Source organism: Streptomyces sp. NBC_00988 (genome assembly GCF_045162645.1).
GTDB lineage: Bacteria > Actinomycetota > Actinomycetes > Streptomycetales > Streptomycetaceae > Streptomyces.
The window spans coordinates 4,324,759-4,348,545 of record NZ_CP108730.1; the positions used below are offsets into that span (position 1 = coordinate 4,324,759).

General features: G+C 71.1%; 22 protein-coding genes. 10 read left to right on the plus strand and 12 right to left on the minus strand.

The window, feature by feature from the left end:
- Window positions 1–40 precede the first annotated feature (40 nt).
- The 3 genes from OG496_RS19670 to OG496_RS19680 are packed head-to-tail and all read right to left on the minus strand — an operon-like array spanning window position 41 to window position 3,248.
- A complete protein-coding gene (locus OG496_RS19670; protein ID WP_405971804.1) occupies window positions 41–1,108 on the minus strand; it encodes a prenyltransferase/squalene oxidase repeat-containing protein in 1,068 nt (355 codons plus the stop codon).
- Complete coding sequence (locus OG496_RS19675; RefSeq protein WP_318016035.1) at window positions 1,105–1,839, minus strand: class I SAM-dependent methyltransferase; 735 nt, start codon at window positions 1,837–1,839, stop codon at window positions 1,105–1,107. Before OG496_RS19675 ends, OG496_RS19670 begins: the two co-directional genes overlap by 4 nt.
- Window positions 1,833–3,248 (minus strand): glycosyltransferase family 4 protein, encoded by a 1,416-nt coding sequence (locus OG496_RS19680; RefSeq protein WP_405971805.1) that lies wholly within the window; start codon window positions 3,246–3,248, stop codon window positions 1,833–1,835. The genes OG496_RS19675 and OG496_RS19680 overlap by 7 nt, the downstream gene beginning before the upstream one ends.
- A gap of 210 nt (window positions 3,249–3,458) precedes the next feature.
- Here OG496_RS19680 and OG496_RS19685 point away from each other — a divergent pair, with 210 nt between their 5' ends.
- Both OG496_RS19685 and OG496_RS19690 read left to right on the plus strand, forming a co-directional pair.
- Window positions 3,459–4,091, plus strand: a complete 633-nt coding sequence (locus tag OG496_RS19685) for a TetR family transcriptional regulator (RefSeq protein WP_365299915.1) — start codon at window positions 3,459–3,461, stop codon at window positions 4,089–4,091.
- Between the two features lie 7 nt (window positions 4,092–4,098).
- Window positions 4,099–4,722 carry a maltokinase N-terminal cap-like domain-containing protein gene (locus OG496_RS19690; RefSeq protein WP_405971806.1) on the plus strand — a complete coding sequence of 208 codons (624 nt, stop codon included), beginning with the start codon at window positions 4,099–4,101 and terminating at the stop codon, window positions 4,720–4,722.
- Between the two features lie 18 nt (window positions 4,723–4,740).
- Here OG496_RS19690 and OG496_RS19695 read toward each other — a convergent pair whose 3' ends face one another.
- Both OG496_RS19695 and OG496_RS19700 read right to left on the minus strand, forming a co-directional pair.
- A complete protein-coding gene (locus OG496_RS19695) occupies window positions 4,741–5,640 on the minus strand; it encodes a hypothetical protein (protein WP_405971807.1) in 900 nt (299 codons plus the stop codon).
- Window positions 5,637–6,011 carry a peptidase inhibitor family I36 protein gene (locus OG496_RS19700; protein ID WP_366491153.1) on the minus strand — a complete coding sequence of 125 codons (375 nt, stop codon included), beginning with the start codon at window positions 6,009–6,011 and terminating at the stop codon, window positions 5,637–5,639. The genes OG496_RS19695 and OG496_RS19700 overlap by 4 nt, the downstream gene beginning before the upstream one ends.
- A gap of 195 nt (window positions 6,012–6,206) precedes the next feature.
- Between OG496_RS19700 and OG496_RS19705 the strand changes: the two genes are divergently transcribed.
- Window positions 6,207–9,392: an AfsR/SARP family transcriptional regulator gene (locus OG496_RS19705; RefSeq protein WP_405971808.1), complete on the plus strand. Its 3,186-nt coding sequence runs from the start codon at window positions 6,207–6,209 to the stop codon at window positions 9,390–9,392.
- Between the two features lie 11 nt (window positions 9,393–9,403).
- Here OG496_RS19705 and OG496_RS19710 read toward each other — a convergent pair whose 3' ends face one another.
- Together OG496_RS19710 and OG496_RS19715 are read right to left on the minus strand one after the other, a co-directional pair.
- A complete protein-coding gene (locus OG496_RS19710; protein WP_033281857.1) occupies window positions 9,404–9,637 on the minus strand; it encodes a ferredoxin in 234 nt (77 codons plus the stop codon).
- A 7-nt stretch (window positions 9,638–9,644) separates the two neighbouring features.
- Window positions 9,645–11,102: an aldehyde dehydrogenase gene (locus tag OG496_RS19715; RefSeq protein WP_405971809.1), complete on the minus strand. Its 1,458-nt coding sequence runs from the start codon at window positions 11,100–11,102 to the stop codon at window positions 9,645–9,647.
- A gap of 125 nt (window positions 11,103–11,227) precedes the next feature.
- Here OG496_RS19715 and OG496_RS19720 point away from each other — a divergent pair, with 125 nt between their 5' ends.
- Together OG496_RS19720 and OG496_RS19725 are read left to right on the plus strand one after the other, a co-directional pair.
- Window positions 11,228–12,253: an MBL fold metallo-hydrolase gene (locus OG496_RS19720; protein ID WP_366491394.1), complete on the plus strand. Its 1,026-nt coding sequence runs from the start codon at window positions 11,228–11,230 to the stop codon at window positions 12,251–12,253.
- Window positions 12,254–12,295: 42 nt separating this feature from the next.
- Window positions 12,296–12,742, plus strand: a complete 447-nt coding sequence (locus OG496_RS19725; protein ID WP_405971810.1) for a nuclear transport factor 2 family protein — start codon at window positions 12,296–12,298, stop codon at window positions 12,740–12,742.
- On the opposite strand, the gene OG496_RS19730 is transcribed toward OG496_RS19725, so the two are convergent.
- Complete coding sequence (locus tag OG496_RS19730) at window positions 12,736–14,868, minus strand: ATP-binding protein (protein ID WP_405971811.1); 2,133 nt, start codon at window positions 14,866–14,868, stop codon at window positions 12,736–12,738. The genes OG496_RS19725 and OG496_RS19730 overlap by 7 nt on opposite strands.
- A gap of 186 nt (window positions 14,869–15,054) precedes the next feature.
- Window positions 15,055–15,780, minus strand: coding sequence for an alpha/beta hydrolase (locus OG496_RS19735; RefSeq protein WP_405971812.1), 726 nt, complete (start codon window positions 15,778–15,780; stop codon window positions 15,055–15,057).
- 145 nt (window positions 15,781–15,925) lie between these two features.
- On the opposite strand from OG496_RS19735, the gene OG496_RS19740 reads away from it, so the two are divergent.
- Complete coding sequence (locus tag OG496_RS19740) at window positions 15,926–16,834, plus strand: helix-turn-helix domain-containing protein (RefSeq protein ID WP_405971813.1); 909 nt, start codon at window positions 15,926–15,928, stop codon at window positions 16,832–16,834.
- A gap of 40 nt (window positions 16,835–16,874) precedes the next feature.
- A complete protein-coding gene (locus tag OG496_RS19745; protein ID WP_405971814.1) occupies window positions 16,875–18,107 on the plus strand; it encodes a hypothetical protein in 1,233 nt (410 codons plus the stop codon).
- A 33-nt stretch (window positions 18,108–18,140) separates the two neighbouring features.
- On the opposite strand, the gene OG496_RS19750 is transcribed toward OG496_RS19745, so the two are convergent.
- Both OG496_RS19750 and OG496_RS19755 read right to left on the minus strand, forming a co-directional pair.
- Window positions 18,141–18,890: a glutamate ABC transporter substrate-binding protein gene (locus OG496_RS19750; RefSeq protein WP_405971815.1), complete on the minus strand. Its 750-nt coding sequence runs from the start codon at window positions 18,888–18,890 to the stop codon at window positions 18,141–18,143.
- A 457-nt stretch (window positions 18,891–19,347) separates the two neighbouring features.
- On the minus strand, window positions 19,348–20,040 hold the full coding sequence (locus OG496_RS19755) for a phosphotransferase (protein WP_405971816.1): 693 nt from the start codon (window positions 20,038–20,040) through the stop codon (window positions 19,348–19,350).
- 365 nt (window positions 20,041–20,405) lie between these two features.
- On the opposite strand from OG496_RS19755, the gene OG496_RS19760 reads away from it, so the two are divergent.
- From OG496_RS19760 to OG496_RS19770, 3 genes are all read left to right on the plus strand, one after another.
- On the plus strand, window positions 20,406–20,822 hold the full coding sequence (locus OG496_RS19760; protein WP_366491143.1) for a transglycosylase SLT domain-containing protein: 417 nt from the start codon (window positions 20,406–20,408) through the stop codon (window positions 20,820–20,822).
- Window positions 20,823–20,893: 71 nt separating this feature from the next.
- On the plus strand, window positions 20,894–21,586 hold the full coding sequence (locus OG496_RS19765; protein WP_366491142.1) for a YoaK family protein: 693 nt from the start codon (window positions 20,894–20,896) through the stop codon (window positions 21,584–21,586).
- Window positions 21,587–21,653: 67 nt separating this feature from the next.
- On the plus strand, window positions 21,654–22,238 hold the full coding sequence (locus tag OG496_RS19770; RefSeq protein ID WP_365299941.1) for a TerD family protein: 585 nt from the start codon (window positions 21,654–21,656) through the stop codon (window positions 22,236–22,238).
- An 86-nt stretch (window positions 22,239–22,324) separates the two neighbouring features.
- Here the strand turns inward: OG496_RS19770 and OG496_RS19775 are convergent, their stop codons facing one another.
- The gene (locus OG496_RS19775) at window positions 22,325–23,560 is read right to left on the minus strand and encodes a cytochrome P450 (protein WP_366491141.1); all 1,236 of its coding nucleotides are present in this window, start codon (window positions 23,558–23,560) and stop codon (window positions 22,325–22,327) included.
- Window positions 23,561–23,787: the final 227 nt, after the last annotated feature.

Sequence of the window (23,787 nt, forward strand, 5' to 3'; positions counted from 1 at the left end):
TCCGGTGGGGGCTGAGCACACAGTTCCCACCGGCTCGCGCTCAACAACAGTCCGGATCCAGCCCCAACGGCAGATGCTCGGCGCCGAAGACCGCGCACGTCGCGTCATGGCCCCCCAACGCGGCCACCGCAAGCAGCAACGACCCCGCGGTCCACGTGGTCAGCTCGCGCGGCCACACCGCATCGTCGTCGAAGACGTACCCGGTCCAGTACAGCCCGCTCTCCGGATCACGCAGGTGCTGAATGGACTGGAGAATCTCCAACGCCCGATCGGACTCGCCCAACACCCAGAGCGCAAGGGCGAGTTCGGCGGACTCACCGCCGGTGACCCACGGGTTGGGGACGACACACCGCACACCCAGCCCGGGCACGACGAACCGGCTCCAGCCCTCCTCCACCCGGGACTTGGCCTCCGCACCGGTCAACGCACCACCCAGCACCGGGTAGTACCAGTCCATCGAGTAACGGCCCTTGTCCAGGAACCGTTCCGGATGCCGCCGGATCGCGTGCCGCAGCGCCCCGACCGCCAACTCCCAGTCGGGCTGCGGCTCTTCACGCTGTTCGGCGATCGCGAGGGCACACCGCAACGCCTGATGGATCGACGAGGAACCCGTCAACAGGGCGTCCGCCGTGTCCGTACCGTCGTCCTCCCGCTTCCACCCGATCTGCCCGCCCGGCTGCTGCAACCGCAGCACGAACTCGACCGCCGCGAAGACGTTCGGCCACAGCCGGTCCAGGAACGTGTCGTCACCGGTCGCGAGGTAGTGGTGCCAGACGCCTACGGCGATGTAGGCGACGAAGTTGGTCTCACGCCCCCGGTCCGTGACCGCATCCGGATCCCCGTCCGCGTACGCGGCGAACCAGGACCCGTCCTCGTTCTGGTGCCGGGCAAGCCAGTTGTACGCCCGCTCCGCGGCCTCGTGCTCGCCCGCCGCGTCCAGCGCCATCGCGGCCTCGGTGTGGTCCCACGGGTCGAGGTGATGGCCCCGGAACCACGGGATCGCCCCGTCCTCCCGCTGCACGGCGAGGATGCCGGCGACGGTCGCGGCGGCCTGCTCCGCGGTGAGGACCCCGGGCAGGACGAGGTGTTCTGTCCGGGGAGTGGTCACTTGGCTTCCGCCAGGGGAAGGTGCGGCTTGGTCGCGTAGGCCACGAAGCTCTTGCCGATCAGCGGGTTCAGCGCCTGTTCGGCGACCCGGGTCGCGAGGGGTTTCTTCATGATGTCCCAGACCAGGAGCTTGTGGTACGCCTGCACCGGCAGCGCCTTGTCGTTGTCCACGCCGAACGCGCACTTCAGCCACCAGTACGGCGAGTGCAGCCCGTGCGCGTGGTGCGTGCCGTACGGCTTGAGGCCCGCCTCGCGGATCTTGGCGAGGAGTTCGTCCGCCTTGTAGATGCGGATGTGGCCGCCCTCGACCTCGTGGTACGCGTCGGACAGGGCCCAGCAGATCTTCTCGGGGCCGTAGCGCGGGACGGTGATGGCGATGCGGCCGCCGGGCTTCAGCACCCGGACCATCTCGGCGAGCACCCCCTTGTCGTCGGGGATGTGCTCCATGACCTCGGAGATGATCACGACGTCGAACGACTCGTCGGGGAAGGGGAGTTGGAGCGCGTCACCCTCCATCGCGGTGGCGGTGGCTCCGGCGGGGGCCTCGCCGGCCTCCTTCATCGCCGCGAACCACTTGGCGACCTCGCGGATCTCCTCGGCGTTCTGGTCGAGGGCGACGACCTGTGCCCCTCGCCGATAACACTCGAACGCGTGCCGCCCGGCACCGCACCCGAGGTCCAGGACACGGTCGCCAGGGGCGAGCGGGAACCGGGAGAAGTCGACGGTCAGCACGTGGCCCTGCTTTCGGGAGAGACGCCGGTAACGCTGGTCGGAGAGGGAGAAGGGGAAGGAGAAGGAGTTGCAGAGGGCGACAACGATGCCGAGGCCGCGCTGCCCGTCCGGCCTGCGGCGATCGCCTCGCGGTACCTGGCCGCCGTGCCCTCGGCCGCCTTCGCCCAGGTGAAGCGGGCCAGGACGCGTTCGCGGCCCGCCGCGCCGAGTCGGGCCCGGAGTGCCGGGTCGGCCAGGAGCCGGCTCAGGGCGGTCGCGAGTGCGCCCGGGTCCGCCGGCGGGACCGCCAGACAGGTCTCGCCGTCGCGTCCGGCGACTTCCGGGATGGCCCCGCCCGTCGTGGCGACGAGGGGCGTACCCGTGGCCATCGCCTCCGCCGCCGGCAGCGAGAAGCCCTCGTACAGCGAGGGCACGCAGGCGACCTCCGCCGAGCGGACCAGGTCGACGAGTTCGGCGTCCGAGATGCCCTTCACGAAGTCGACGGCGCCTTCGAGGCCGTAGCGCTCGACGGCCTGGGCGACCGGGCCCTCAGTGGGGCGTTTGCCCACGACGATCAGGTGGGCGTCGGGGTGTTCGGTGCGGACCTTCGCCAGGGCCTCGACGAGGAAGACGAGGCCCTTGAGGGGGACGTCCGCGCTGGACGTGGTGACGATGCGGCCCGGCACCTGCGGTACGGCCGGGTTCGGGGAGAACAGGTCGGTGTCGGCGCCGATGTGGACGACGTGGATGCGGTCGTCGCGGACGCCGAGGTGGTCGATGATCTCCTGGCGCGAGGTACCGGAGACGGTGAGCACGGAGGGCAGGCGGCGGGCGACCCGCTTCTGCATCCGCGTGAACGCGTACCAGCGGCGCTTGGACATGCGCTGGCGCCAGTTCTCGGCCGCGTCCAGCTCCAACTGCCGGTCCACGGTGATGGGGTGGTGGATCGTCGTCACCAGCGGCGCGCCGACATCCCCCAACAACCCATAACCCAGCGTCTGGTTGTCGTGCACGATGTCGAACTCGCCGCGCCTGGCCTGGAGATGGTGGCGGGCGCGGAGCGAGAACGTGAGGGGCTCGGGGAAGCCGCCGGTCCACATCGTCGCCACTTCGAGGGCGTCGATCCAGTCCCGGTACTCGTCGCGCTTCGGGGTGCGGAAGGGGTCCGGTGAGCGGTAGAGGTCGAGCGAGGGCAGCTCGGTCAGGGAGATGTCGGGGTAGCCCTCGTCGAGCACGGGGTACGGCTGCGAGCCGATGACCTCGACGCGGTGCCCGAGGCGGGCCAACTCGCGGGAGAGGTGGCGGACGTAGACGCCCTGGCCCCCGCAGAACGGGTTCCCCTTATAGGTGAGGAGTGCGATACGGAGCGGTCGCTCGCCGTCGGCTGCCGAGTCCTCCTGGGGACCCGCCTGACTGGCCTCAGCGGTCACTCTGAGCCCCCTTCTCCCTGCACTGTCCCGCGAGATTACGCCGGGACGCTAATCTAGAACAAGTTTCAGACTTGATCGTCCAGGAGGTTCTGAATCTACCGGCCGGTACGGGTGCTGTGAGAAGTGGATCAGGTGATTCACACCACGGCCGACGCCCTGCCATGATCGGTGTGATCACCCGCCCTCACCGACAGTCACGGATCGGGAGCCATGCCAGCGCAAGCCAAGCCCGAAGCCACTGCGCGGACCTCGCCGCCCCTCACCGAGCGGCAGGAGGCCCGGCGGCGCCGCATCCTGCACGCGAGCGCGCAGCTGGCCAGCCGGGGCGGGTTCGACGCGGTGCAGATGCGGGAGGTCGCGGAGTCCTCGCAGGTCGCGCTCGGCACGCTGTACCGGTACTTCCCGTCCAAGGTGCATCTCCTGGTCGCCACGATGCAGGACCAGTTGGAACACATGCACGGCACGCTCCGCAAGAAGCCGCCGGGCGGTGACACGGCGGCCGAGCGGGTCGCGGAGACCCTGATGCGGGCCTTCCGCGCGCTCCAGCGCGAGCCGCACCTCGCCGACGCGATGGTCCGCGCGCTGACCTTCGCGGACCGCAGCGTCTCCCCCGAGGTCGACCAGGTCTCCCGCCAGACCACGGTGATCATCCTGGACGCGATGGGCCTCGAACACCCCACGCCCGAGCAGCTGTCGGCGGTCCGGGTCATCGAGCACACCTGGCACTCGGCGCTGATCACCTGGCTCTCGGGGCGGGCGTCCATCGCCCAGGTGAAGATCGACATCGAGACGGTGTGCCGATTGATCGATCTCACGGAACCTGGCGGGGCCGGGGACCGATAATTCCCCCATGGCGATCATCCACCGCACCTACCTGAAGCCCACGAAGCTCGAACTCCTCACCACCTGGCTGCCCACCCGCGCCTGGTATCACGGCTCCCCCGAACCGGAGTTGGTGAAGTCCGGCGGGTTCCGGCTCGACGACCCCGAGGGCGAGGTCGGCATCGAGTTCATGGTCGTCACCGACGGCCAGGGCGCCTACCTCGTGCCGCTCACCTACCGGGCCGCCCCGCTCCCCGGCGCCGAACACGCCCTCGTCGGCACCATGGAGCACGGTGTCCTCGGTCCGCGCTGGGCCTACGACGGCTGCCACGACCCGGTGCTGACCGCCGGATTGGCGGCGTTCATCGAGGGGCGGGTGGAGGCGCAGGCGCAGAGCGTCTCCCACACCCTGGACCGGGAGGTCGCCCGCTCCTGGACCGGTACGGCGCCCATCCCCGCCCTCGGCGCGCCCAACGACACGGACGAGACAACCGAGTTCGCCGCACCGGACGGCCCGACCCTGCGGCTGCACCGGGTGCTGACCCCCGGCTCCACGGCCCCCGAGGACGCGCTCGGCCAGGTCACCGGCGCCTGGGCACAGGCCGACGGCACCCGGGTCCGAGCACTGTTCGCCACGCTCCAGCCCAACTAGTCCGTCCAGCCCGGTGGTTCATGCGGTGGCGGAGGCCAGCGCCTTGCGCCTGTCCGCCACGTAACTCGCCACCGTCTTCCTGTCGGCCGCCGTCAACAGCCGCTTCTCTACGGCCTGTTGGGCATCCCGGACGGCTTCGGACAGTCCCGTGTCCGCCTGGCACTCCGCGTCGGCGCGTGCGGTGCGGATCTCGTCGTTGCCGAGCGCGCGCAGGGCCGTCTCGTCCGACACGGCCTTCCGCAGACGGGAGTTGACGGCCTCCCGGGGCGCCTGGAGGTCCTTCGCCGAGTGCCCCGCCTTGGTCATGCACGAGGACCAACGGCGCACGGCGGCAAGGTAGTTGGAATTCTTCTCCACGGCCCCGAGCACACGGTTCACCAGGCCTACGGTGAGGGGCTCCACCGTGTTCCAGTCCGCGCCGTAGAGCTCGGTGCGGGCCCGGGCGACGCAGCCGTCGGTGGAGTAGGCGAGGCTGACGCCGTCGGGCAGGCGCAGGCTCACCCGGTGGGCCGGGGTGCCGGTCAACGCCCGTTGCCAGGCGGCCTGGTGGGGTTCGCTCGCGGGGACGGGGGTGGACCGCTGGTAGAGGTACTCGCCGACGACGCCGTAACCGTCCTGGGTCGCCTTCCGGACGGTGAGCAGGCCGTAGGGGTTGGTCTCCTCGCCGCGTGCGGAGGCGGTGCGGGGCTGTGCCGTGTAGGTCTGGCCGCGGGCGCTCATACAGGCGGCGACGGCGCGTTCCTCGCGGTCGTGCAGGCGTACGGCGTCGGCGTACGTGGACACGGTGGCGCCCGCCAGGGGACGGACGTCGAGCGCCTCGGGCCCGCGGGCCGACTGCTCACCCCCGAGGGAGCAGCCGGCCGCGGTCAGCACAAGGAGCACCGTGAGCAGTGTCCGCCGCGCCGTGGTTGTGCTCACACGCACCAGTCGTTGGAGGCGACGTTGTGCCAGTACACGGTGTTCGCCAGGGAGCCGCTGTAGTAGCCCTTGGGGATGATGTAGCTGGAACCCGTGTAGCCCGTGCCCGAGTAGATCCGGACGTTGCAGTTGTTGCCGTTGTTGTACAGCGACTCGGCGTTGTTGAACTTGTTGTACTGGAGCAGGTTCGTGTTGTCGCCGTAGACCACGCCGGGGTCGCCCGCGCCGTTGACGCCGAGGTAGGCGCACAGTCCCCCGGAGGGGCAGTCCGACAGTGCCGCGTTCGCGGGGGCGGCGGTGATGAACGCGCCGGTGGTGGCCAGGGCCACGCTTCCCAGGGCGATGCCGGCCTTGGCCAGGATCCGCTTCATTCTCTGTGTTCCTCCATCACTCGGGGTGCCACCCACGGGATCAAGTCGTCCGTGGTGCGGGCGAGTTGCCGTGTCCAAGGTGGCGGAGGGAGGTGGTCGTGGACCTTGCGCAAACCTTGTCCCGCAGGTGGGCAGGTGGTTGGGTGCGCGGTGGAGAACCTGTGAAGCACGTGGGGTGGGACGGTGGAGACGGGCGTGAGCGGATTTCGGCTGCTGGGGCCCGTGGAGTTATGGGTGGCGGGCCGTCCGGTCGATCTGGGCCCCGCCAAGCGGCGCACGGTCCTGGCGGCACTGCTGGTGGACGCGGGCCGCTGGGTGCCGGCCGAGACCCTCATCGACCGGGTCTGGGGCGAGGACCCGCCCGCGCAGGTGCGCGGCACGTTGTACGCCCATGTCGCGCGTATCCGCCGGGTCCTGGCGGAGTCGGGGCCCCAGCTCCGCGGAGACGGCGGGGGCGCTGCGGACTCCGAAATCCCCACCCCCGCACCGGTGTTGGTGCGCGGCGCCGCAGGCTACCGCCTCGATGTCGCGCCGGAGCTGGTCGACGCGCACCGGTTCCGGGATCTGGTCGCGCGGGCCCGTCGGGGTGAAGTCTCCGCTACGGCACGGGTGTTGGCGTCGCGGGAGGCCATGGGCCTGTGGCGGGGCACACCGTTGGCCGGGCTGCCGGGTGAGTGGGCGGGGCGTACCCGGGAGAACTGGCTGCGTCAGTACGTCGACGCCGTGCTCGTCTGGGCGGACGCCGAACTCCGGGTCGGCGGGCACCTCGTGGTGATCGACACGCTGTCCGCCCTCGTCTCCGAGCACCCGCTGGTCGAACCGCTCACCGTGGCGCTGATGCGGGCGCTGCACGCCGCCGGGCGCACCCCGGAGGCACTCACCTGTTACGCCGGTCTGCGCAGACGGCTCGCCGAGGAACTCGGCACCACCCCGGGGGCGGAGGCCCGGCAAGAACACCAGGACCTGCTGACCGGGAAGGCCACCCCTTCCCGTACCCCGTCCGGCGGCGGCACCGAGCGCGCCCGGGTCGTACCCGCTCAACTCCCCCTGGACGTTGCGGGGTTCACCGGGCGCGAGGATGAACTCGCCCGGCTGGAGAAGGTGTTGAGCGCGAGCGGGCGGCAGCCCACCGCCGTCGTGGTGTCGGCGGTGTCCGGGACGGCGGGCGTGGGCAAGACGGCACTGGCGGTGCACTGGGCGCACCGGGCCCGGGACCGTTTCCCGGACGGCCAGTTGTATGTGAACCTGCGCGGCTACGACCCCGACCGTCCGGTGACCGCCCCCGACGCGCTGGTCCGGTTCCTGACCGCGCTCGGGGTGTCCGAACAGGACATCCCGCCGGAGCCGGACGACCGGGCGGCGCGCTACCGCACCGAGGTCGCGGACCGGCGGATGCTGATCGTGCTGGACAACGCCGCGACCGTGGAGCAGGTCCGTCCGCTGCTGCCCGGCACCGGTTCCTGCGCGGTGCTGGTGACCAGCCGCGACAGCCTGGCCGGGCTGGTCGCACGGGAGGGCGCCCAGCGTCTCGACCTCGACCTGCTGCCCGCCGACGCGGCCCGCACGCTCCTGCGCCGACTCATCGGCCCGCGCGCCGAGGCCGAGCCCGCCGCCGTGGACACCCTCGCCGCGCAGTGCGCCCGGCTGCCGCTGGCGCTGCGGGTCGCCGCGGAACTCGCCGCCGCCCGCCCCGGCACTCCATTGACCGACCTCGTCGCCGAACTCGCCGACCAACAGGGGCGGTTGTACCTCCTCGACGCGGAGGGCGACCCCCGGGCCGCCGTCGTCACGGTCTTCTCCTGGTCGCTACGGCAGCTGCCCACGGCGGCGGCCCGCACGTTCCGGCTGCTCGGCCTGCACCCCGGCCCCGACCTCGACGCACACGCCACCGCCGCGCTCACCGGCAGCACGGTGCCGGACGCCCGCCGCGCCCTGGAGGTCCTCGCCCGCGCCCATCTGGTGCAGCGCGTGGACGCCGCCCCCGCACCGACCGGCACATCCACGCCGGACGCCCGCAGCGCCCCCACCCGCCTGATCCAGCGCGCGGACACCGCCCGGTACGGCATGCACGACCTGCTGCGGGCCTACGCCGCCGGGCTCGCCACGGCCCAGGATCCGCCGGAGGAGCGGGAGTCGGCGCTGGACCGGCTCTTCGACCACTACCTCGCCACCGCTGCCGCCGCCATGGACCAACTCCACCCGGCCGAGGCCCACTTGCGCCCCGCCGCTCCCGAAACCTCGGCCCCCGTCCCCGACTTGTCGGATCCGGACGCGGCACGGGCCTGGCTGGACAGCGAGCGGACCTGCCTGACGGCGATGTCCGCGCACACCGCCGCCCACGGCCGGCCCGCGCACGCCATCCGGCTCTCCCTCACCCTGTACCGCCACCTCATCAGCGGCCACCACACCGACGGCCTCACGATCCACGGCCACGCCCGCGACGCCGCCCGCCTGCTCGAAGACCCGGCGAGCGAGGCCCGCGCCCTGCTCGGCATCGGCACCGCCCACTACCAACTGGCCCGCCACGAACCGGCCCGCCGCCACCTCCAGGAGGCCCTGACCCGGTTCCGCGAGGCCGGCGACCCCACCGGCCAGGCCCGCGCCCTGACCAACCTCGGCCTGGTCGACGAACGCCTGGGCCGCTTCCTGTCGGCCGTCGAGTACCTGGAACAGGCGCTGCTGCTGTACCGGAGCATCGAGGACACATCGGGCGAGTCGATCGCGCTAAAGAATCTCGCCCATGTCGAGGGCCAGTTGGGCCGCTACGACGATGCCGCCGACCACCTCCACCAGTCCCTGGCCCTGCTGCGCCGCGCGGGCAACCGCTACCTGGAGGCCCACGCGCTCATGGACCTCGGCACGGTCGAGACGTGCCTCGACCGCCTCGACGAGGCGGCTCACCACCAGGAACAGGCCCTGACCCTGCTCAGAGAGGTGGGCGACGGCTATGGCGAGGCGGGTGCCCTACGCGGCCTGGGCATCGTCCACTCCCGCCGCGACCACCACGCGCAGGCCGCCGAGTGCCACCGCCAGGCACTCGCCCTCTACTCCCGCAACGGCGACCGCGACGGCGAGGCCAGAGCCCTCAACGGCCTCGGCGAAGCCGCCCGGGCCGCCGGCCACCCCACCGACGCCCTCACCCACCACACCGACGCCCTCACGATCGCCGAGGACATCGGCAACCCGGGCCAACAGGCCCACGCCCACGCGGGATTGGCCGAAACCCACCTCGCACTCGACGACACCGCCCGCGCCGCCCACCACTACGAGCGCGCACTCGCCCTGTACACGGAACACGGCATGCCGGAGGCGGGCACGATCAGGAAGCGGCTGGCCTCGGTGACCCCTGGGATTCGCCCTCCCGGGGCCACCGGCCGCTGAACCAGGGCGAGTTACTCCTCCGGCGGGAACACCGGCTCCCCGCTCCCCAGCAACGTGATCATGATGGCCTCCACCGGGCACCCCTCCGCCGCCGCGAGGATCCTCTCGTTGGCGTCGGTCTCCGGTTCGGCCGGGTGGGACTGCATGGCCGCGTCGAGGTGGAAGCGGTCGGGGGCCTGGTGGGTGCACTGGGCCGAGCCGATGCAGATGGAGCGGTCGACCTCTACCTGCCAGCGGTCGCCCATCGCCGGGTCACCCCTCCCAGCCGGCCGGGAGGTGGATCATCTTGTGTTCGAGGAACTCGGAGAAGCCCTCCGGCCCGAACTCCCGTCCCAGACCACTGTTCTTGTAGCCGCCGAAGGGGCCGAGCATGTCGAGGCTGAAGGTGTTGACGTTGTAGGTGCCGGTGCGGACCTGCCGGGCGATGTCGATGCCGTGGGCCACGTCGCCGGTCCAGACGCTGCCGCTGAGGCCGTAGTCGGAGTCGTTCGCGATCTTCACGGCCTCGGTCTCGTCGCCGTACGGGAGGAGGCAGATGACCGGGCCGAAGATCTCCTCGCGGGCGATGCGCATGGAGTTGTCCACGTCGCCGAAGAGGGTCGGCTCGACGTACCAGCCGCGGTCCAGGCCGGGTGGACGGCCGCCGCCCGTAAGGATCTTGGCGCCTTCCTCCTGGCCGATGCGGATGTAGTCGAGGTTGCGCTGCTGCTGCCGCTTGGCGACCAACGGGCCGACCTGGGTGGCCGGGTCGAGCGGGTCGCCGACCACGAGGGCACTCGCCGCCGTCGCGAACGCGTCCGCGAACTCGTCGTAGCGCGAGCGGGGTACGAGGATGCGAGTCTGGGCGACGCACGCCTGGCCGTTGTTCATCCAGGCGGCCGAGACGATGCCGGGTACGGCGGTCGCGATGTCCGCGTCGGGCAGCACGATCGCCGCCGACTTGCCGCCCAACTCCAGCGTCACGCGCGTGAGATGGCGGGCCGCGACCTCCATCACACGCTTGCCGGCCGGGACCGAACCGGTGAAGGAGACCTTGTCGATGCCGGGGTGTCCGACGAGGTACTCACTGACCTCGCGGTCGGCCGGGAGGATCGACAGGACACCGTCCGGCAGCCCCGCCTCCTTCGCTATCTCGCCCAACAGGTAGGCGTCCAGGGGCGATTCGGGCGACGGCTTCAGGATCGCCGTGCAGCCGGTGAGCAGCGCGGGCGCGAGCTTGGCGGCGGCCACGAACTGCGGGACGTTCCACGGGACTACGGCCGCGACCACCCCGACCGGCTCCCGGCGCACGAGGATCTTCCCGAGGACGCCGTCTCGGTACTCCTCGTACGTGAAGCTCTTCGCGACGGTGATCGCCGCGTCCCACACCATCATCGCGCCGAGGGCCTGCCCGAGGATGCTCCAGGAGTACGGCGACCCGTTCTCGGAGGAGATGACGCGGCCTATCTCCTCGTACCGGGCGGCGATCGCGTCCTTGATGCGGGTGACGACCGCGACCCGTTCGTCGAGGGTCATGCGCGGCCAGGGTCCCTCGTCGAAGGCGCGGCGGGCCACCGCGACCGCCCGGTCCACGTCCGCCGTGGACGCGTGCGGGACGCGTCCGATGACCTCCTCGGTGTGCGGGGAGATCACCTCGATGACGTCCGTGCCCAGGGGATCGGTCAACTCCCCGCCGATGAACAGCTGTCGGTGTTCCACGAGCTCGGTCATGGCCGATTGCCTCCCCGGTACCGCTGTCTGACGATCCATCAGATACGAAGACTGAATACCAGTTCCGGTCGATGGAGTCCACGTATAGTGACCGGAAGGCGGCGATTGGGGAGTCCATGACGTCCATGGGGCAGGTCCACGACCACGGCGGCGGCGTCCGCTCCATCGAAGTCCCCATCCCCGACAACCCGTTGGGGACCACCCTCGTCTACGTCGTCGACACCGACCGCGGACCGGTCCTGGTCGACACGGGCTGGGACGACCCGGCCTCGTGGGACACGCTGGTCCAGGGCCTGTCGGCCTGCGGGACGTCGGTCGGCGAGGTCCACGGCGTGCTCATCACCCACCACCACCCCGACCACCACGGCCTGTCCGGACAGGTGCGCGAGGCGTCCGGGGCGTGGCTCGCGATGCACGCGGCGGACACGGCGATCGTACGGCGGGCCCGTTCCACCGAACCGGGCCGCTGGCTGGCGTACATGACCGCGAAGCTCACGGCGGCCGGCGCCCCCGAGGAACACCTCGCACCCCTGCGCGCCGCCCGCCCGCGCAGCGTGCCGGGCCTGGCCCCCGCCCTCCCCGACCGCGAGATCGTCCCCGGCGAACTCCTCGACCTGGCAGGGCGTCGACTGCGCGCCATCTGGACCCCGGGCCACACCCCCGGCCACGTCTGCCTGCACCTGGAGGAGAACCACCCGGCCCGACTCCCGGGCCACGGACGCCTGTTCTCCGGCGACCACCTGCTCCCGGAGATCACCCCGCACATCGGCCTGTACGAGGACCCGGACGACGACACGCTCCCCGATCCGCTCGGCGACTACCTCGACTCGCTGGAGCGGATCGGCCGGCTGGCCCCGGCGGAGGTGCTCCCGGCCCACCAGCACACGTTCACCGACGCGGCCGGTCGCGTAAGGGAGTTGCTCACCCACCACGAGGACCGCCTGGCCGACCTCCTCTCCCTCCTCTCCGAACCCCTCACGCCCTGGCAGGTCGCCGAGCGGATGGAGTGGAACCGCCCCTGGGCCCAAATCCCGTACCAGTCAAGGAACATCGCGGTCTCGGAGGCCGAGGCGCACCTCCGCCGACTGGTCAAACTGGGCCAGGCGGAGGAGATGACGGGGAGCGAACCGGTGACGTACGTGGCGGTGTAATTCGTTCGTGGGGCAAGGGGTGCGGCTGGTACCAACGACCCCATGGACCTGGACCCTTTGCAGCGACTCCTCGCCGAACGTGCCTGTGAGCGCGTCATCCTGGACTTCGTCCGCCGGCTCGATCTCGGTGAACCCTCCTCCGTCGCCGAGCTGTTCACGGAGGACGGCACCTGGGAGTGGCCGGACGGCGAGCGGCTCGTGGAGGGGCGGGGGGCGTTGCGGAAGTACTTCGGTTCCCGTCCCGCCGGGCGGCTCTCGCGGCGGCTGATGTCGAACGTCCTCGTCACCCTCACCTCCCCCGGCACGGCGATCTCGACGGCGTACTTCACGACGTACCGGATCGACGGCTATCACGGCGGCCAGGTCACCGCCGGTCCCCCGGTCCAGGTCGGGCACTACGAGGACAACTTCCGCAAGGTGGAGGGGAGTTGGCTGATCGCGACCCGGACCCTGTTCCTGCCGTTCGGCGGCCCCACCCCGCGTCACTGACCGCCGGGCCGGCTCGTCGCGTACGCGATTCCCTCGTCGTACGACATCGCCAGGCCCTCCCGGTATCCCGTCTCGTAGGCGTCGTCGCCGAGGTGTTCGCGGACGCGGAGTTCGCAGGTGCGGCGGGTGGCGATGAGGTCCGGGGAGTCCATCTGGGCGCGGCCGGTGAGTTCCCAGAGGCGGGTGCCTATGCCGAGGAGGCGGGCGGCGCGGTGGGCGTCGCCGGTCGTCGCGACGGCGGCGGCCAGGACATCGAGGGAGAGGGCCGCGCCGGCCGTGTTGTGCAGCAGGGCGTGGCCGGCGATCGAGGTCCGGGCGCCCCGCACGGCGGCCGGTACGTCGCCGCGCGCGAGGTCCGCGTGGGCGATCAGACAGTCGGCGTACGCCCCGCACCAGTACTCGCCCTGTTTCCGGCTGGCCGTCCGCACCTCGTCGGAGACCTCGCGCCCGCGCTCGTACTCGCCGCGCAGGACGTGCGCGAGGGAGAGCGCGAGCCGGACCTGGAGCTGGGCGGCACCGAACGCGTCGTCCTGTATGGGGAGTTGGGGTGCGGCGGCGAGGACGTCGATGGCCTCGGCGAGGCGGCTGGTGAGGGCCAGTTGGCCGCCCCGTACGTACACGGCGGCGACCGCGGCGACCGGGGAGCCCTGGTCGCGGGCCGCGTCGGCGCAGCGGACCGCCCAGTTGGCCGCCGCCTCCTGGTCGCCCTGGAGGATGGCGACGGCGCCGCGCGACCACAGGGCGAGGGTGCGGCCGTGGCCGGGCGGCGGGTCGGCGGCGAGGGCCTGGTCGAGGCAGGCCTGGGCCTCGCGGAGGTAGCCGCAGTGCCGCCACAGGAACCCGACGTGGCCCGCCATCTCCACGGCCGCCGTACGGTCCGGTTCGGCGAGCGCGCTTTCGACTGCCGCCCGGAAATCGGCGTGTTCGCTCAGCACGCGCTCGCACCAGGCGACCTGCCGTCCGGTGTTCCACTCGGCGCAGCCCTGCTGGGCGAGGCGTGCGTAGTGCTCGCGGTGGCGGCGCCGTACGGCGCGTTCCTCACCGAGGGCGCACAGCCAGTCGGTGCCGTACTCGCGGACGGTGTCGAGCATCCGGTAGCGGGCCGAGATGACGGGGTCGGGCAGGACGATGGACTGCGCGACGAGCCTCGCGAGCAGCCCGGCGATCCGCTCCGGGGCCAACGGGCCGCCCGCGCACACCTGTTGGACGGTCTCCGTGCAGAAACCGCCGGTGAAGACGGACAGTCGCGCCCACAGCAGGCGTTCGAGGGGCGCGCAGAGTTCGTGACTCCAGCCGATGGCGGTGCGCAACGTCTGGTGGCGGGGCGGGCGTTCACCGGGGGCGGAGCTCAACAGGTCCAGGGGCGAGGGCAGATCGGAGGGCGAGGGCAGGCGTTCGCCGAGGCGGGCGTGGAGCTGGTCGAGGGTGAGGTCGGCGAGGCGGGCGGCGGCGAGTTCGAGGGCGAGGGGGATGCCGTCGAGGCGTCGGCAGACGGCGGCGGCGATCGCACGGCCGGCCACGTCGTCGTCGCTCAACGGGCGCCCGGCGGCCGCGGCACGCTCGGCGAACAGGGCCACGGCGTCACCCGCGGGGGCGGAGTCGTCCACGGGGAGCGGTTCGAGGTGGAGGACCTCCTCGCCGGGCAGGGCGAGCCGTTCCCTGCTGGTGACGAGGATGCGCAACCCGGGTGCCCGGGACAGCAGCGCGGCGGCGACCTTGGCGCAGTCGGCGAGGAGGTGCTCGCAGGAGTCGAGGACGATCAACAGCCGTTTGCGGTGGGCCCATTCGGCGATGACGTCGATCACGGGGCGGGTCGACTGGTCGGCGAGCCGAAGGGTCTCCATGACGGCGAGGTCGACAAGTCCCGGGGTGTGCAAGGGGGACAGCTCGGTCAGCCAGACACCGTCGGGATAGGCGTCCCGCACCTCCGCCGCCACCCGCAGGGCGAGTCGCGTCTTGCCGACCCCGCCGACCCCGACCACGCTCACCAGCCGCCCCGCCGGACCGGCCCCCGGGTCCAACGCGGCCTGAAGCAGGGCGAGTTCAACACGCCGCCCGACGAAACTATGGGTCTCGGGCGGCAGATTCCCGAGGTTCCCGGGGTTCGGGTGAGTCGTGTCCGGCACGAGGCCCAGTGTGTCCGCACACCACCGACTCCACGCGCGTGTCCCGGAACGCGGTCCACGGCTGCCCGGAATAGTCGCGACACCACCAAAATGGCCGTACTTTATGACCACTTGCAGCACGATTTCGACGCGCGGTGATCGAGAGCTGATCAACTCCCGGTTTGGTGCGGCACCCCCTCGTCCGGTTCAGCCCAGCTTGAGCAGCAGGTCGGTGAGTTCGGCCGGCTTGGTGATCATGCAGTCGTGGCCGGTCTCCAGTTCCCACACCTGTGCCGGGGTGCCGTTGGGCTGGATCGCGGGGACGGGACGGCGTTCGAAGCCCTCCGGTTCGCTGCCCACGCAGTGGATGTGGGTGCGGGGGATCGCCTTCGCGGCGGGGTTGTCCAGCCGTACGGGTTGCTGGAGGCAGAGCGCCGGCTGGTCCGAGACCATCGTGCGCAGCCAGGCCACGTCCGCCGGATCGGTGACCCCGAACAGGCCCCCGGGCGGCGGGAGTTCGGGCAGCGGCGGAATCCGCCAGGGGGTGTCGGACCGCGCGGCCAGGTCGATGAGGACCTGGGTCACGGGCAGGATGTCGGTCGCGCGTTCGCCGTCCACCGGGACCATGGCGTCCAGGTAGACGAGTTGGGCGATCCGGTCCGGGAGCCTGTTGGCCACGGACGAGACGACCAGCCCGGCGTAGCTGTGCCCCACGAGGACCACGTCGGTGAGGTCCTCCTCGGTGATCAGCCCGACGACGTCGTCGACGTGGGTGTCGAGACCCACCTCGGGGCCGAGCAGGTGCGCCTTGTCGCCGTACCCGGTGAGGGACGGCGCGAGCACCCGGTGTCCGGCCGCCGTCAGCAGCGGGACCACCCGGTCCCAGGCCTGCCCGCTGTGCCAGGCGCCGTGTACGAGTAGATATGTGGACATCGTGTCGCTCCTTGGTGTGGTGGCCGGGGTTGTCGCGTGGCCACCGGTGACGCTGCCGCCCGGGATCCACCCCAGCCAGGGCCCCGCCGACCCTGGGGGTGACAGGACCAGGCAGGCCCCCACCCGCCCGATTTACAGTGAGGAGATGGCCGACGAACCGAACCTGCTGGGCGAGTACGTGCGCGCCCGCCGCGAACTCGTCACGCCCGAACAGGCCGGCATCCCGGTCTACGGGGTCCGCCGCGTACCGGGCCTGCGCCGCGAGGAGGTCGCGATGCTCGCCGGCATCAGCGCCGACTACTACCTGCGGCTGGAACAGGGCCGCGACCGCAACCCCTCCACGCAGGTCCTCGAAGCCATCGCCCGCGTGCTGCGGCTCGACGGCACCGCGACGGCCCACCTGCTGCGCCTCGGCGCCGACGGCCCCCGCAGGCAGCGCGCCCGCCCCCAGCGCCGTAGGGAGACGGTCCCGCCGAGCATCACCAAGCTGCTCACGACGCTCCCGCTCCCGGCCATGGTCGAGGGCCGCTACTTCGACGTCCTCGCCGCCAACCCCCTCGCGACCGCCCTGTCACCACGCTTCACGGCGGGCGCCAACCGCCTGCGTTCCCTGTTCCTCGACCCCGCCGAGCAGGCGCTCCACCCGCAGTGGGAGAACTCCGGCGGAGGCATCGTCGCCGCCTTCCGCGAGGCGGTCGGCACCGACACCGACGACCCCCGGTTCATCGAGCTGGTCGGCGAACTCTCCCTCGCCAGCCCCCTGTTCAGCAGGCTCTGGGCCCGCCACGACGTCCAGTCCTGCGAGGCGGCGCCCAAGTACCTCGACCACCCCCAGGTCGGCCCCCTCCACCTGAACCGCGAACGCCTGAGCATCGACGGCGCCCCGGGCCGGACCCTCGTCATCTACCACCCGGACCCGGGCACCGACGCGGCCGACAAGCTCGCCCTCCTGGCCTCCTCGATCCGGACACCGGCCCCCCTCGCGGCGGACGGGAACGGCGGGGAGAACTCCGGGCACCGACGACATGTTCTGTTCAAGGAGGCCGCCGGTTAGCCTGCCGTACGACACTTCGGGGAGCGGGGAGCGCGGTGCGATGACAGCCGACGTGCGCCCGTTCACCGAGGCCGCCGAGGGCACGGGACCATCGGAACTCGACTACCGGGGACCGCAGGGCTGGGCCACCGTGGTCCACCGTGCCCACCTGGGAAGTTTCACCCTGGTCGGCGCCGACGACACCCGGCCGGTCCGGGACTTCGAACCCGAGCGGTGCCGCACGGAGGAACCGCGCACCTGGACGTACCGGGTGGGCCTGTCCGGACCGCAGCGGCTGCGCGTCGAAACGGCCGAGCGGTGGTCGATCTCCGTCACCCCGCTGGAACAGGACGAGCCCGAGGACGGAGGCGTCTTCTGCCGCCGGGGCATCGGGCACCAGACGGTCGAACTCACCGGACCGGAACCGCCGGGACCGGCGGTCCTTGAGTTCACCAAGGTCGAATGCGCTCACCCCACGAGCCTGTTCCTCAGACTGCGCACGGACTTCGGCGACGAGGCCTTCTGGCAGGTCGGCGACCACGACCGGGCCAGGTTCCTGTTCGGCCACGACACACCGGCCATCTGGTCCACGACCGGCCGGGTCGAGGTCGCCAACGCCGTCGACTGCGAATGGCGGCTGCGCGTACTGCCGTTGTCCGCGGCCCGCCCGCTGGACGGCGTCACCACCCGCGGGACCGGCCCGGAAGTCCTCGTCCACACGGGGAGACCGGCCGCGCTCGCACTGTGGTCCCTGACCGACGCGGGGAGCGACTCCACAGCGGATTCCCCAGTGGATTCCAGAGTGGATTCCACTGTGGAGGTCCGCATCGAGTCACGCGGCTACAACGTGACCTTGTCCGCCGATCCCCACCACCCCGAGCACGGCGGGATCCTCGGACTCGGACCCGGGCCGACGCTCCTCCAGACCGGTCGCGGAGGCTGGGACCTGCGTGTCACCCCGCTCGACGCGGTACGCACCTTCGACAAGGGAACCACCGGCACGGGTGGGGAGGTGCTCCGCTACACGGGGCCGCCCGTCACCGCACGGGTCATCACCCGCTCGTGGCACACGTGGTCCGGCATGGTCTCGGTCCGCACCCTCACCCCCGAACTCGTCTGGCAGGACTGGGTCAACACCAAGGGCGGCCTGCCGGGACGGCTCCGGGGCAAGAGCCTGAACCTGCTCCCCGGAACGCTGCTGGCGGTCAACGGACCCCGTGACGGGTCCAGCTGGCAGATCCGCATCGGGTCCGGGACCGGCCACGGGCTCACACGGCGCCGCAAGTCGCGATAGCACGGCGCCGCAAGTCGCCGTAGCCCCGCGCCGTCAGTCCCCGTAACGCGGCGCCGGCGGATAGAAGTCCCCGTACGGGCCCAACCACCGTTCGTGCAGGGCCCGGAGTGCTCCCGTGGCGCGCAGGTGCGCGAGCACTCCGTTGACGAAGCGGACGAGTTCCGGCGTCTTCTTCGAGACGGCGATGCCGTGCGGCTCGTAGGTGAAGCGCGGGCCGGTGATGCGGGTGGCGGGGTCCTGGGCGCTGAGTCCGGCGAGGACGTTGTCGGTGGTCGACACGGCGGCCACGTCGCCCTGTTGCAGCTGGAGGAGGCAGTCGGTCCAGTCGGGGACGGCGACCGGCCGTACCGCCGGGCGGGCGCGGCGCAGCTCGGTCAGTGAGGTGGTGCCCTGGGCCGTGCACACCTTCTGCCCGGCGAGATCGGCCAGGGTCTTCACCGGTGAGGTGTCCGTGACGAGGACGCGCTGGCCGGAGTCGAGGTAGTCGCTGCTGAACAGCACCTGTTCCATACGTTCGCAGGTGATCGTCATGGAGTGGGCGACGAGGTCGACCTCGCCACGCCGCAGTATCCCGATGCGTTGCGCGGACGGCACGGTCCTGAACTGCACCCGGTCCGGCCGCCCGAACAGGGCACGGGAGATCTCTCGCACCAGGTCGATGTCGAGCCCGGTCAGCTGTCCGGTGTCGGAGTCGCGATAGCCGAAGAGATAGGTGTTCTGGTCCACACCCACGATCAGCCGCCCGCGCGCGACGATCCGCGCCATCGCCGTACCGCTCGGCATCCGGCCACCCGGCGTCGGCATAGGTGCCGTCGGCTTCAACGACCGCAGCGGATCACAGTCCCCACCGGTCGCCGCCCGTGCGCTCGCGGAAGCGGAGACGGACGCGGAGCCAGAGCCAGACCCGGACCCGGACCCGGACGCGGGAGCAGACGTAGCCGCAGACGCAGACGCGCTGTCGGCAGACGTACGCGCCCCGGCGGACGGACGGCGCTGCGGGACGGACGACTCCGTGCAGGACACCGCCAGCCCCATCACGGCCAGCGACGCCAGCACCACGGCAAGACGCCGCCGGCGAAACGGGCCCCGACCGATCCCCGCGACAGCCGGCGACCGTCCCTCTTCTCCACGTGCCCGAAGTTCCCTCACACTGCCTCGCAGTCCTCGGAACCCAGCCGAGGACGCCGTCCGGCGCCCTGGCCCGTCACACCCTCGTCGGCGGTGACGCGTTCACGTCGATTCACGGTTCCCGCAGAGCCACCAGCGATCGCACCAACTCCTCGGCCGCACCGAGGAGTTCGACCTCGCGCGGAGTCATCGTCGGATTGACCGCCCGCCTCCGCCGCGCCTCGGCCAGCCCCTCCCCCGTGAGCCCGGAAGGATCCGCGAGCAGCGAGACGAGCATCGCGCGGGCCGGTCCGGCGACCGGCTGGTCGTCGTCCACGGCGACCTGGGCGAGGATGATCGCGGAGAGCCCCCAGTCCAGCCCGGGGTCACCGTCCTCCGCCGTGGCCCAGTCGATGACGCGAGGGCCGTCCGGGGTGAGCAGCACGTTCTCGGGGTGAAGGTCGAGATGCAGCACCCGAGTTCCGGGCCGCCGACCGGGGATCGCGTGCAACTGCCGTAGCAGAGAGGCGAGTACGGCCCCCGCCTCCACCGCGTCGATCGCACCGGCGACGAACGCCTCCACCATGGTGGGCCCGGTCAGCCGCTCCATCACAAGGTCGGTACGCGAGGTACCCAGGTCCTCCGTGCGCACCCGGGGCACGGGATAGCCGTGGGCCCGCACATGCTCCATCACCGCGCCCTCGGCCGCCGCGTCCCCCCAGTCCTCGCGGTTGCGGCGCAGCACCCACGCCGCGTCGATCTCGTAGACGTCCGCGGTACGGCCGGAGCCGATCAGCTTCCCCGTCGCGTTCCCCCTGGCCGGCATGGCCAGAAATCTAACCCCTGCGTGAGGCGGTGCGCACCGGCCGTCACAGAGGTGGTGAAGCGGCCCACATGACCCATGTCACGAACTACTGGGATTAGTAGTGTTTAGGCATGTCATGTACGCGCCCCAAACACCCTCTGACCTGGGGTTTGAGAGCCAGGTCACACAGTTCACCTTTCACCCACATGCGACCACAACTAGTAAAAGGGGTCTTTGCGGACACGGATCGAGAGTGCTTCTCTGGAGCAGTCGCACGGCGCCGACGAGCCCTCACGGGCCTCGGCGCCGACGCATTGCCCCCCGCCGCGCACCGCGTGACACCGGCAGGCGTACGACGCCTCTGTCCCCGAAGAAACAGGTTCTCCGTGTCCGTCTCCCGCATCGTCGCTCGCATCGCCTCCCCGAAGAAGGCCCTGACCGCCGCCGCTCTGGCCGCCGCCACCACCGGTCTCGTGCTGACCTCGGCTCCCGCCCAGGCCGCGACGACCTCCGCCTCCTCCGCTCAGTCGATCGCGCACAAGATGATCCCGAGCGCCGCGCAGTACAACGCGTTCAGCAAGATCGTCGAGCACGAGAGCGGCTGGAACGTCACCGCCACGAACTCCTCCTCCGGCGCCTACGGCCTGGTCCAGGCCCTCCCGGGCTCGAAGATGGCCTCGGCCGGCTCCGACTGGAAGACCAGCGCCGCCACCCAGATCAAGTGGGGCCTGGACTACATGAACTCCCGCTACGGCAGCCCCACGGCCGCCTGGAGCTTCTGGCAGTCCAACGGCTGGTACTGATCACCGGCCCCACACACGCACCACGCGGCGGCGGTCCCCGGCACACCGGGGGCCGCCGCTACATTGCGTTCATGGCCGAGAACACACCGCCCCAGTCCTACGACCGTGAAGCGCGCGGAGTGCGGCTGGTGGCCGTGCTGCTGGGGCTGACCGTGGTCAGCGGGCTCATCGACGCCGTCAGCTATCTGGGCCTCGGGCATGTCTTCACCGCGAACATGACCGGCAACGTCGTCGTCCTCGGCTTCGCCGCCGCCGGGGCGCCCGGTTTCTCGGTGGCGCACACCCTCACCTCCCTCGGCTTCTTCGCCGTGGGCGCGGTGGCCGGCGGCCGGATCACGGCCCGCATGGACACCGGTTCCCGCCGCACCTGGGCCCGGGTGAGCCTGGGCGCGGAGGCGCTGCTGGTCGGTGTGGCGGCGGTGATCGCCTTCGCGGCACCGGACGCGCACGCCACGACGTACCCCCTGATCGCGCTCACCGCCTTCGCGATGGGCCTGCGCAACGCCACGGTCCGCAAGCTGGGCGTCAGCAACTACTCGACCACCACGGTCGTGACGATGACCATGACCGGCCTGATCTCCGACTCGGTCACGGGCAAGGCCTCGGGCCCCGGCGCCCGCCGCCGCGCCGCCGCCCTCGTGGCGATGCTCGTCGGCGCGTTCCTGGGCGCCTGGCTCACTCTGCACCACGGTCTGCGCTACCCGCTCCTGCTCGCGGCCCTGGCCGCCGGAGTGTTCGCACTGACCGCATCTGGCCGGGAGTAGCCCAAAGGCCGGTCAAGAAGGCAGAATTCGTGCGTCTGAGTCCCACGATCAAGAGGATCGATCACGCATGATCACGCTCACGAAGGAAGACGGTCCGGCGGATCTGGACGGAGTGACCCATCTGGAGATCGGGGCGTCCTGGGACCCGACCGTCGGCAGCAGCGGCGGCTTCATCGGGAAGCTGCGCCAGAAGGCCGGTACGGACCTCGACCTCATCGCCATCGCGATGCAGGGCCAGGACCCGGTTCGGCTCGCGGGGCTCGACTCCGTGGACCCGCTGGGCAACGGCTCGCTGGTGCACAGCGGCGACAACCAGACCGGCAAGGGCGAGGGCGACGACGAGACGGTGACCGTCGACCTCGCGCGGATACCCACCAACATCACGTCGATCGTCTTCGTCGCCGCCGCCTACAAGAAGGGCAGTTCCTTCCAGAAGGCACGCAACATCGCCTTCAAGGTCTACGACGCGACAGGCGGCAGCACCCAGCAGGTCGCCGAGATCTGGCCCAACCTGCTCAGCGACCACAACAGCTGCGCGGTCGCCAAGGCGGTCCGGGACGGCGGGAGTTGGAAGCTCCAGGTCATCAATGAGACCGGCAAGATCAAGCAGGGGGACGAGCGGGAACTGATGAAGTTCGCCGTACGGAAGTAAGCAGCCGCCTTGCGGACATGAGCAGGGGACGGGCCGGCGGCGCCGGGATGCCGCCGGCCCGAGCTGTGAGGTCGACCGGGGTCACCTCAACCGGCGGTCACCTGAAGCTCTTTGACGCCGTTGATCCACGCGGAGCGCAGCCGGCGCGGGTCGCCCGTCAGGGTCAGGTTGGGCATCGCGTCGGCGATCGCGTTGAAGATCAGGTCGATTTCGAGAACGGCCAGGGACTTGCCGAGGCAGTAGTGCGGGCCCCCGCCCCCGAAGCCCAGGTGCGGGTTCGGGTCGCGCATGACGTCGAACTGGTCCGGGTTCTCGAAGACTTCGGGGTCGTGGTTGGCGGAGGCGTAGAAAATGCCGACGCGGTCGCCCTTCTTGATCGACTTGCCGCCCAGCTCAGTGTCTTGGGTCGCCGTCCGCTGGAAGGCGTTGACCGGGGTCGCCCAGCGGACGATCTCCTCGGCGGCGGTCGACGGGCGCTCCCGCTTGTACAGCTCCCACTGCTCGGGGTGGGTGAGGAACGCATGCATGCCGTGGGTGATGGCGTTGCGGGTGGTCTCGTTCCCCGCCACCGACAGCATCAGCACGAAGAAGCCGAACTCGTCGGAGTTCAGGTTGCCTTCGTCCTCGGCGGCGACCAGTGTGCTGACGATGTCATGGGCCGGGCACTGCTTGCGTTCGGCGGCCATCCCCATGGCGTAGGCGATGAGTTCGGCGGCGGACTCGGCGCCGACCTGCTCCGTGATGGCGTACTCGGGATCGTCGTACGCGATCATCTTGTTGGACCACTCGAAGATCTTGACGCGGTCCTCCTGCGGGATGCCGATGAGTTCGGCGATGGCCTGGAGGGGCAGTTCGCAGGCGACCTCGGTGACGAAGTCGAAGGGGCCGGAGTGGGCGCGGGCGCCCGCCACGATCGAGTGGGCCCGGTCGCGCAGGCGGTCCTCCAGCGCGCGGATCGCCCTCGGGGTGAAGCCGCGTTGGACGATCTGGCGGACGCGGGTGTGCTCGGGCGGGTCCATGTTGAGCAGGATCAGCCGCTGGACGTCGATCGACTCGCGCGTCATGTGCTCGCCGAAGCGGATGATCGCCGTGTTGAGGGTCGAGGAGAAGATCTCCGGGTGGGTGGAGACGTACCGGACGTCGGCGTGCCGGGTCACGGCCCAGTAGCCCTCGTCCTGGAACCCCGCGATGTTGAGGGGCTGCGGTATCCAGCGCACCGGCTCGGCCGCGCGCAGTTCGGCGAACTCCGGTAGCGGGACGCGGTGGTGGAGCAGGTCCGGGTCGGTGAAGTCGAACCCGTCGGGGAGAGCTGGACAGGGCATGGGCACTCCAGCCGTTTTCTGACGGTCCATCAGGAACATGGGAATGCCCGTGAAGGTAATAACGGGTTCTACAAGTCGCAAGAGGCACGGCAAGCCGAATTCCCTGCACGACCCTTGCGGTTGTGGACGCCCTGTCAGCAGACTGCACACAGAACTAGAACGCGTACTAGTTTGCGTGGCGGGTGGCCGGGACGCCCGCGCCGCGCGGTGTACGAGGAGAGGACGTG

Excerpts from the sequence above, each read along its gene's own strand:
- OG496_RS19685 (WP_365299915.1), top strand. The coding sequence starts at position 3,459 with ATGCCAGCGCAAGCCAAGCCCGAAGCCACTGCGCGGACCTCGCCGCCC.
- OG496_RS19690 (WP_405971806.1), top strand. The coding sequence starts at position 4,099 with ATGGCGATCATCCACCGCACCTACCTGAAGCCCACGAAGCTCGAACTC.
- OG496_RS19700 (WP_366491153.1), bottom strand. The coding sequence starts at position 6,011 with ATGAAGCGGATCCTGGCCAAGGCCGGCATCGCCCTGGGAAGCGTGGCC.
- OG496_RS19710 (WP_033281857.1), bottom strand. The coding sequence starts at position 9,637 with ATGGGCGACCGCTGGCAGGTAGAGGTCGACCGCTCCATCTGCATCGGC.
- OG496_RS19715 (WP_405971809.1), bottom strand. The coding sequence starts at position 11,102 with ATGACCGAGCTCGTGGAACACCGACAGCTGTTCATCGGCGGGGAGTTG.
- OG496_RS19720 (WP_366491394.1), top strand. The coding sequence starts at position 11,228 with ATGGGGCAGGTCCACGACCACGGCGGCGGCGTCCGCTCCATCGAAGTC.
- OG496_RS19725 (WP_405971810.1), top strand. The coding sequence starts at position 12,296 with ATGGACCTGGACCCTTTGCAGCGACTCCTCGCCGAACGTGCCTGTGAG.
- OG496_RS19735 (WP_405971812.1), bottom strand. The coding sequence starts at position 15,780 with ATGTCCACATATCTACTCGTACACGGCGCCTGGCACAGCGGGCAGGCC.
- OG496_RS19740 (WP_405971813.1), top strand. The coding sequence starts at position 15,926 with ATGGCCGACGAACCGAACCTGCTGGGCGAGTACGTGCGCGCCCGCCGC.
- OG496_RS19745 (WP_405971814.1), top strand. The coding sequence starts at position 16,875 with ATGACAGCCGACGTGCGCCCGTTCACCGAGGCCGCCGAGGGCACGGGA.
- OG496_RS19750 (WP_405971815.1), bottom strand. The coding sequence starts at position 18,890 with ATGCCGAGCGGTACGGCGATGGCGCGGATCGTCGCGCGCGGGCGGCTG.
- OG496_RS19755 (WP_405971816.1), bottom strand. The coding sequence starts at position 20,040 with ATGCCGGCCAGGGGGAACGCGACGGGGAAGCTGATCGGCTCCGGCCGT.
- OG496_RS19765 (WP_366491142.1), top strand. The coding sequence starts at position 20,894 with ATGGCCGAGAACACACCGCCCCAGTCCTACGACCGTGAAGCGCGCGGA.
- OG496_RS19770 (WP_365299941.1), top strand. The coding sequence starts at position 21,654 with ATGATCACGCTCACGAAGGAAGACGGTCCGGCGGATCTGGACGGAGTG.
- OG496_RS19775 (WP_366491141.1), bottom strand. The coding sequence starts at position 23,560 with ATGCCCTGTCCAGCTCTCCCCGACGGGTTCGACTTCACCGACCCGGAC.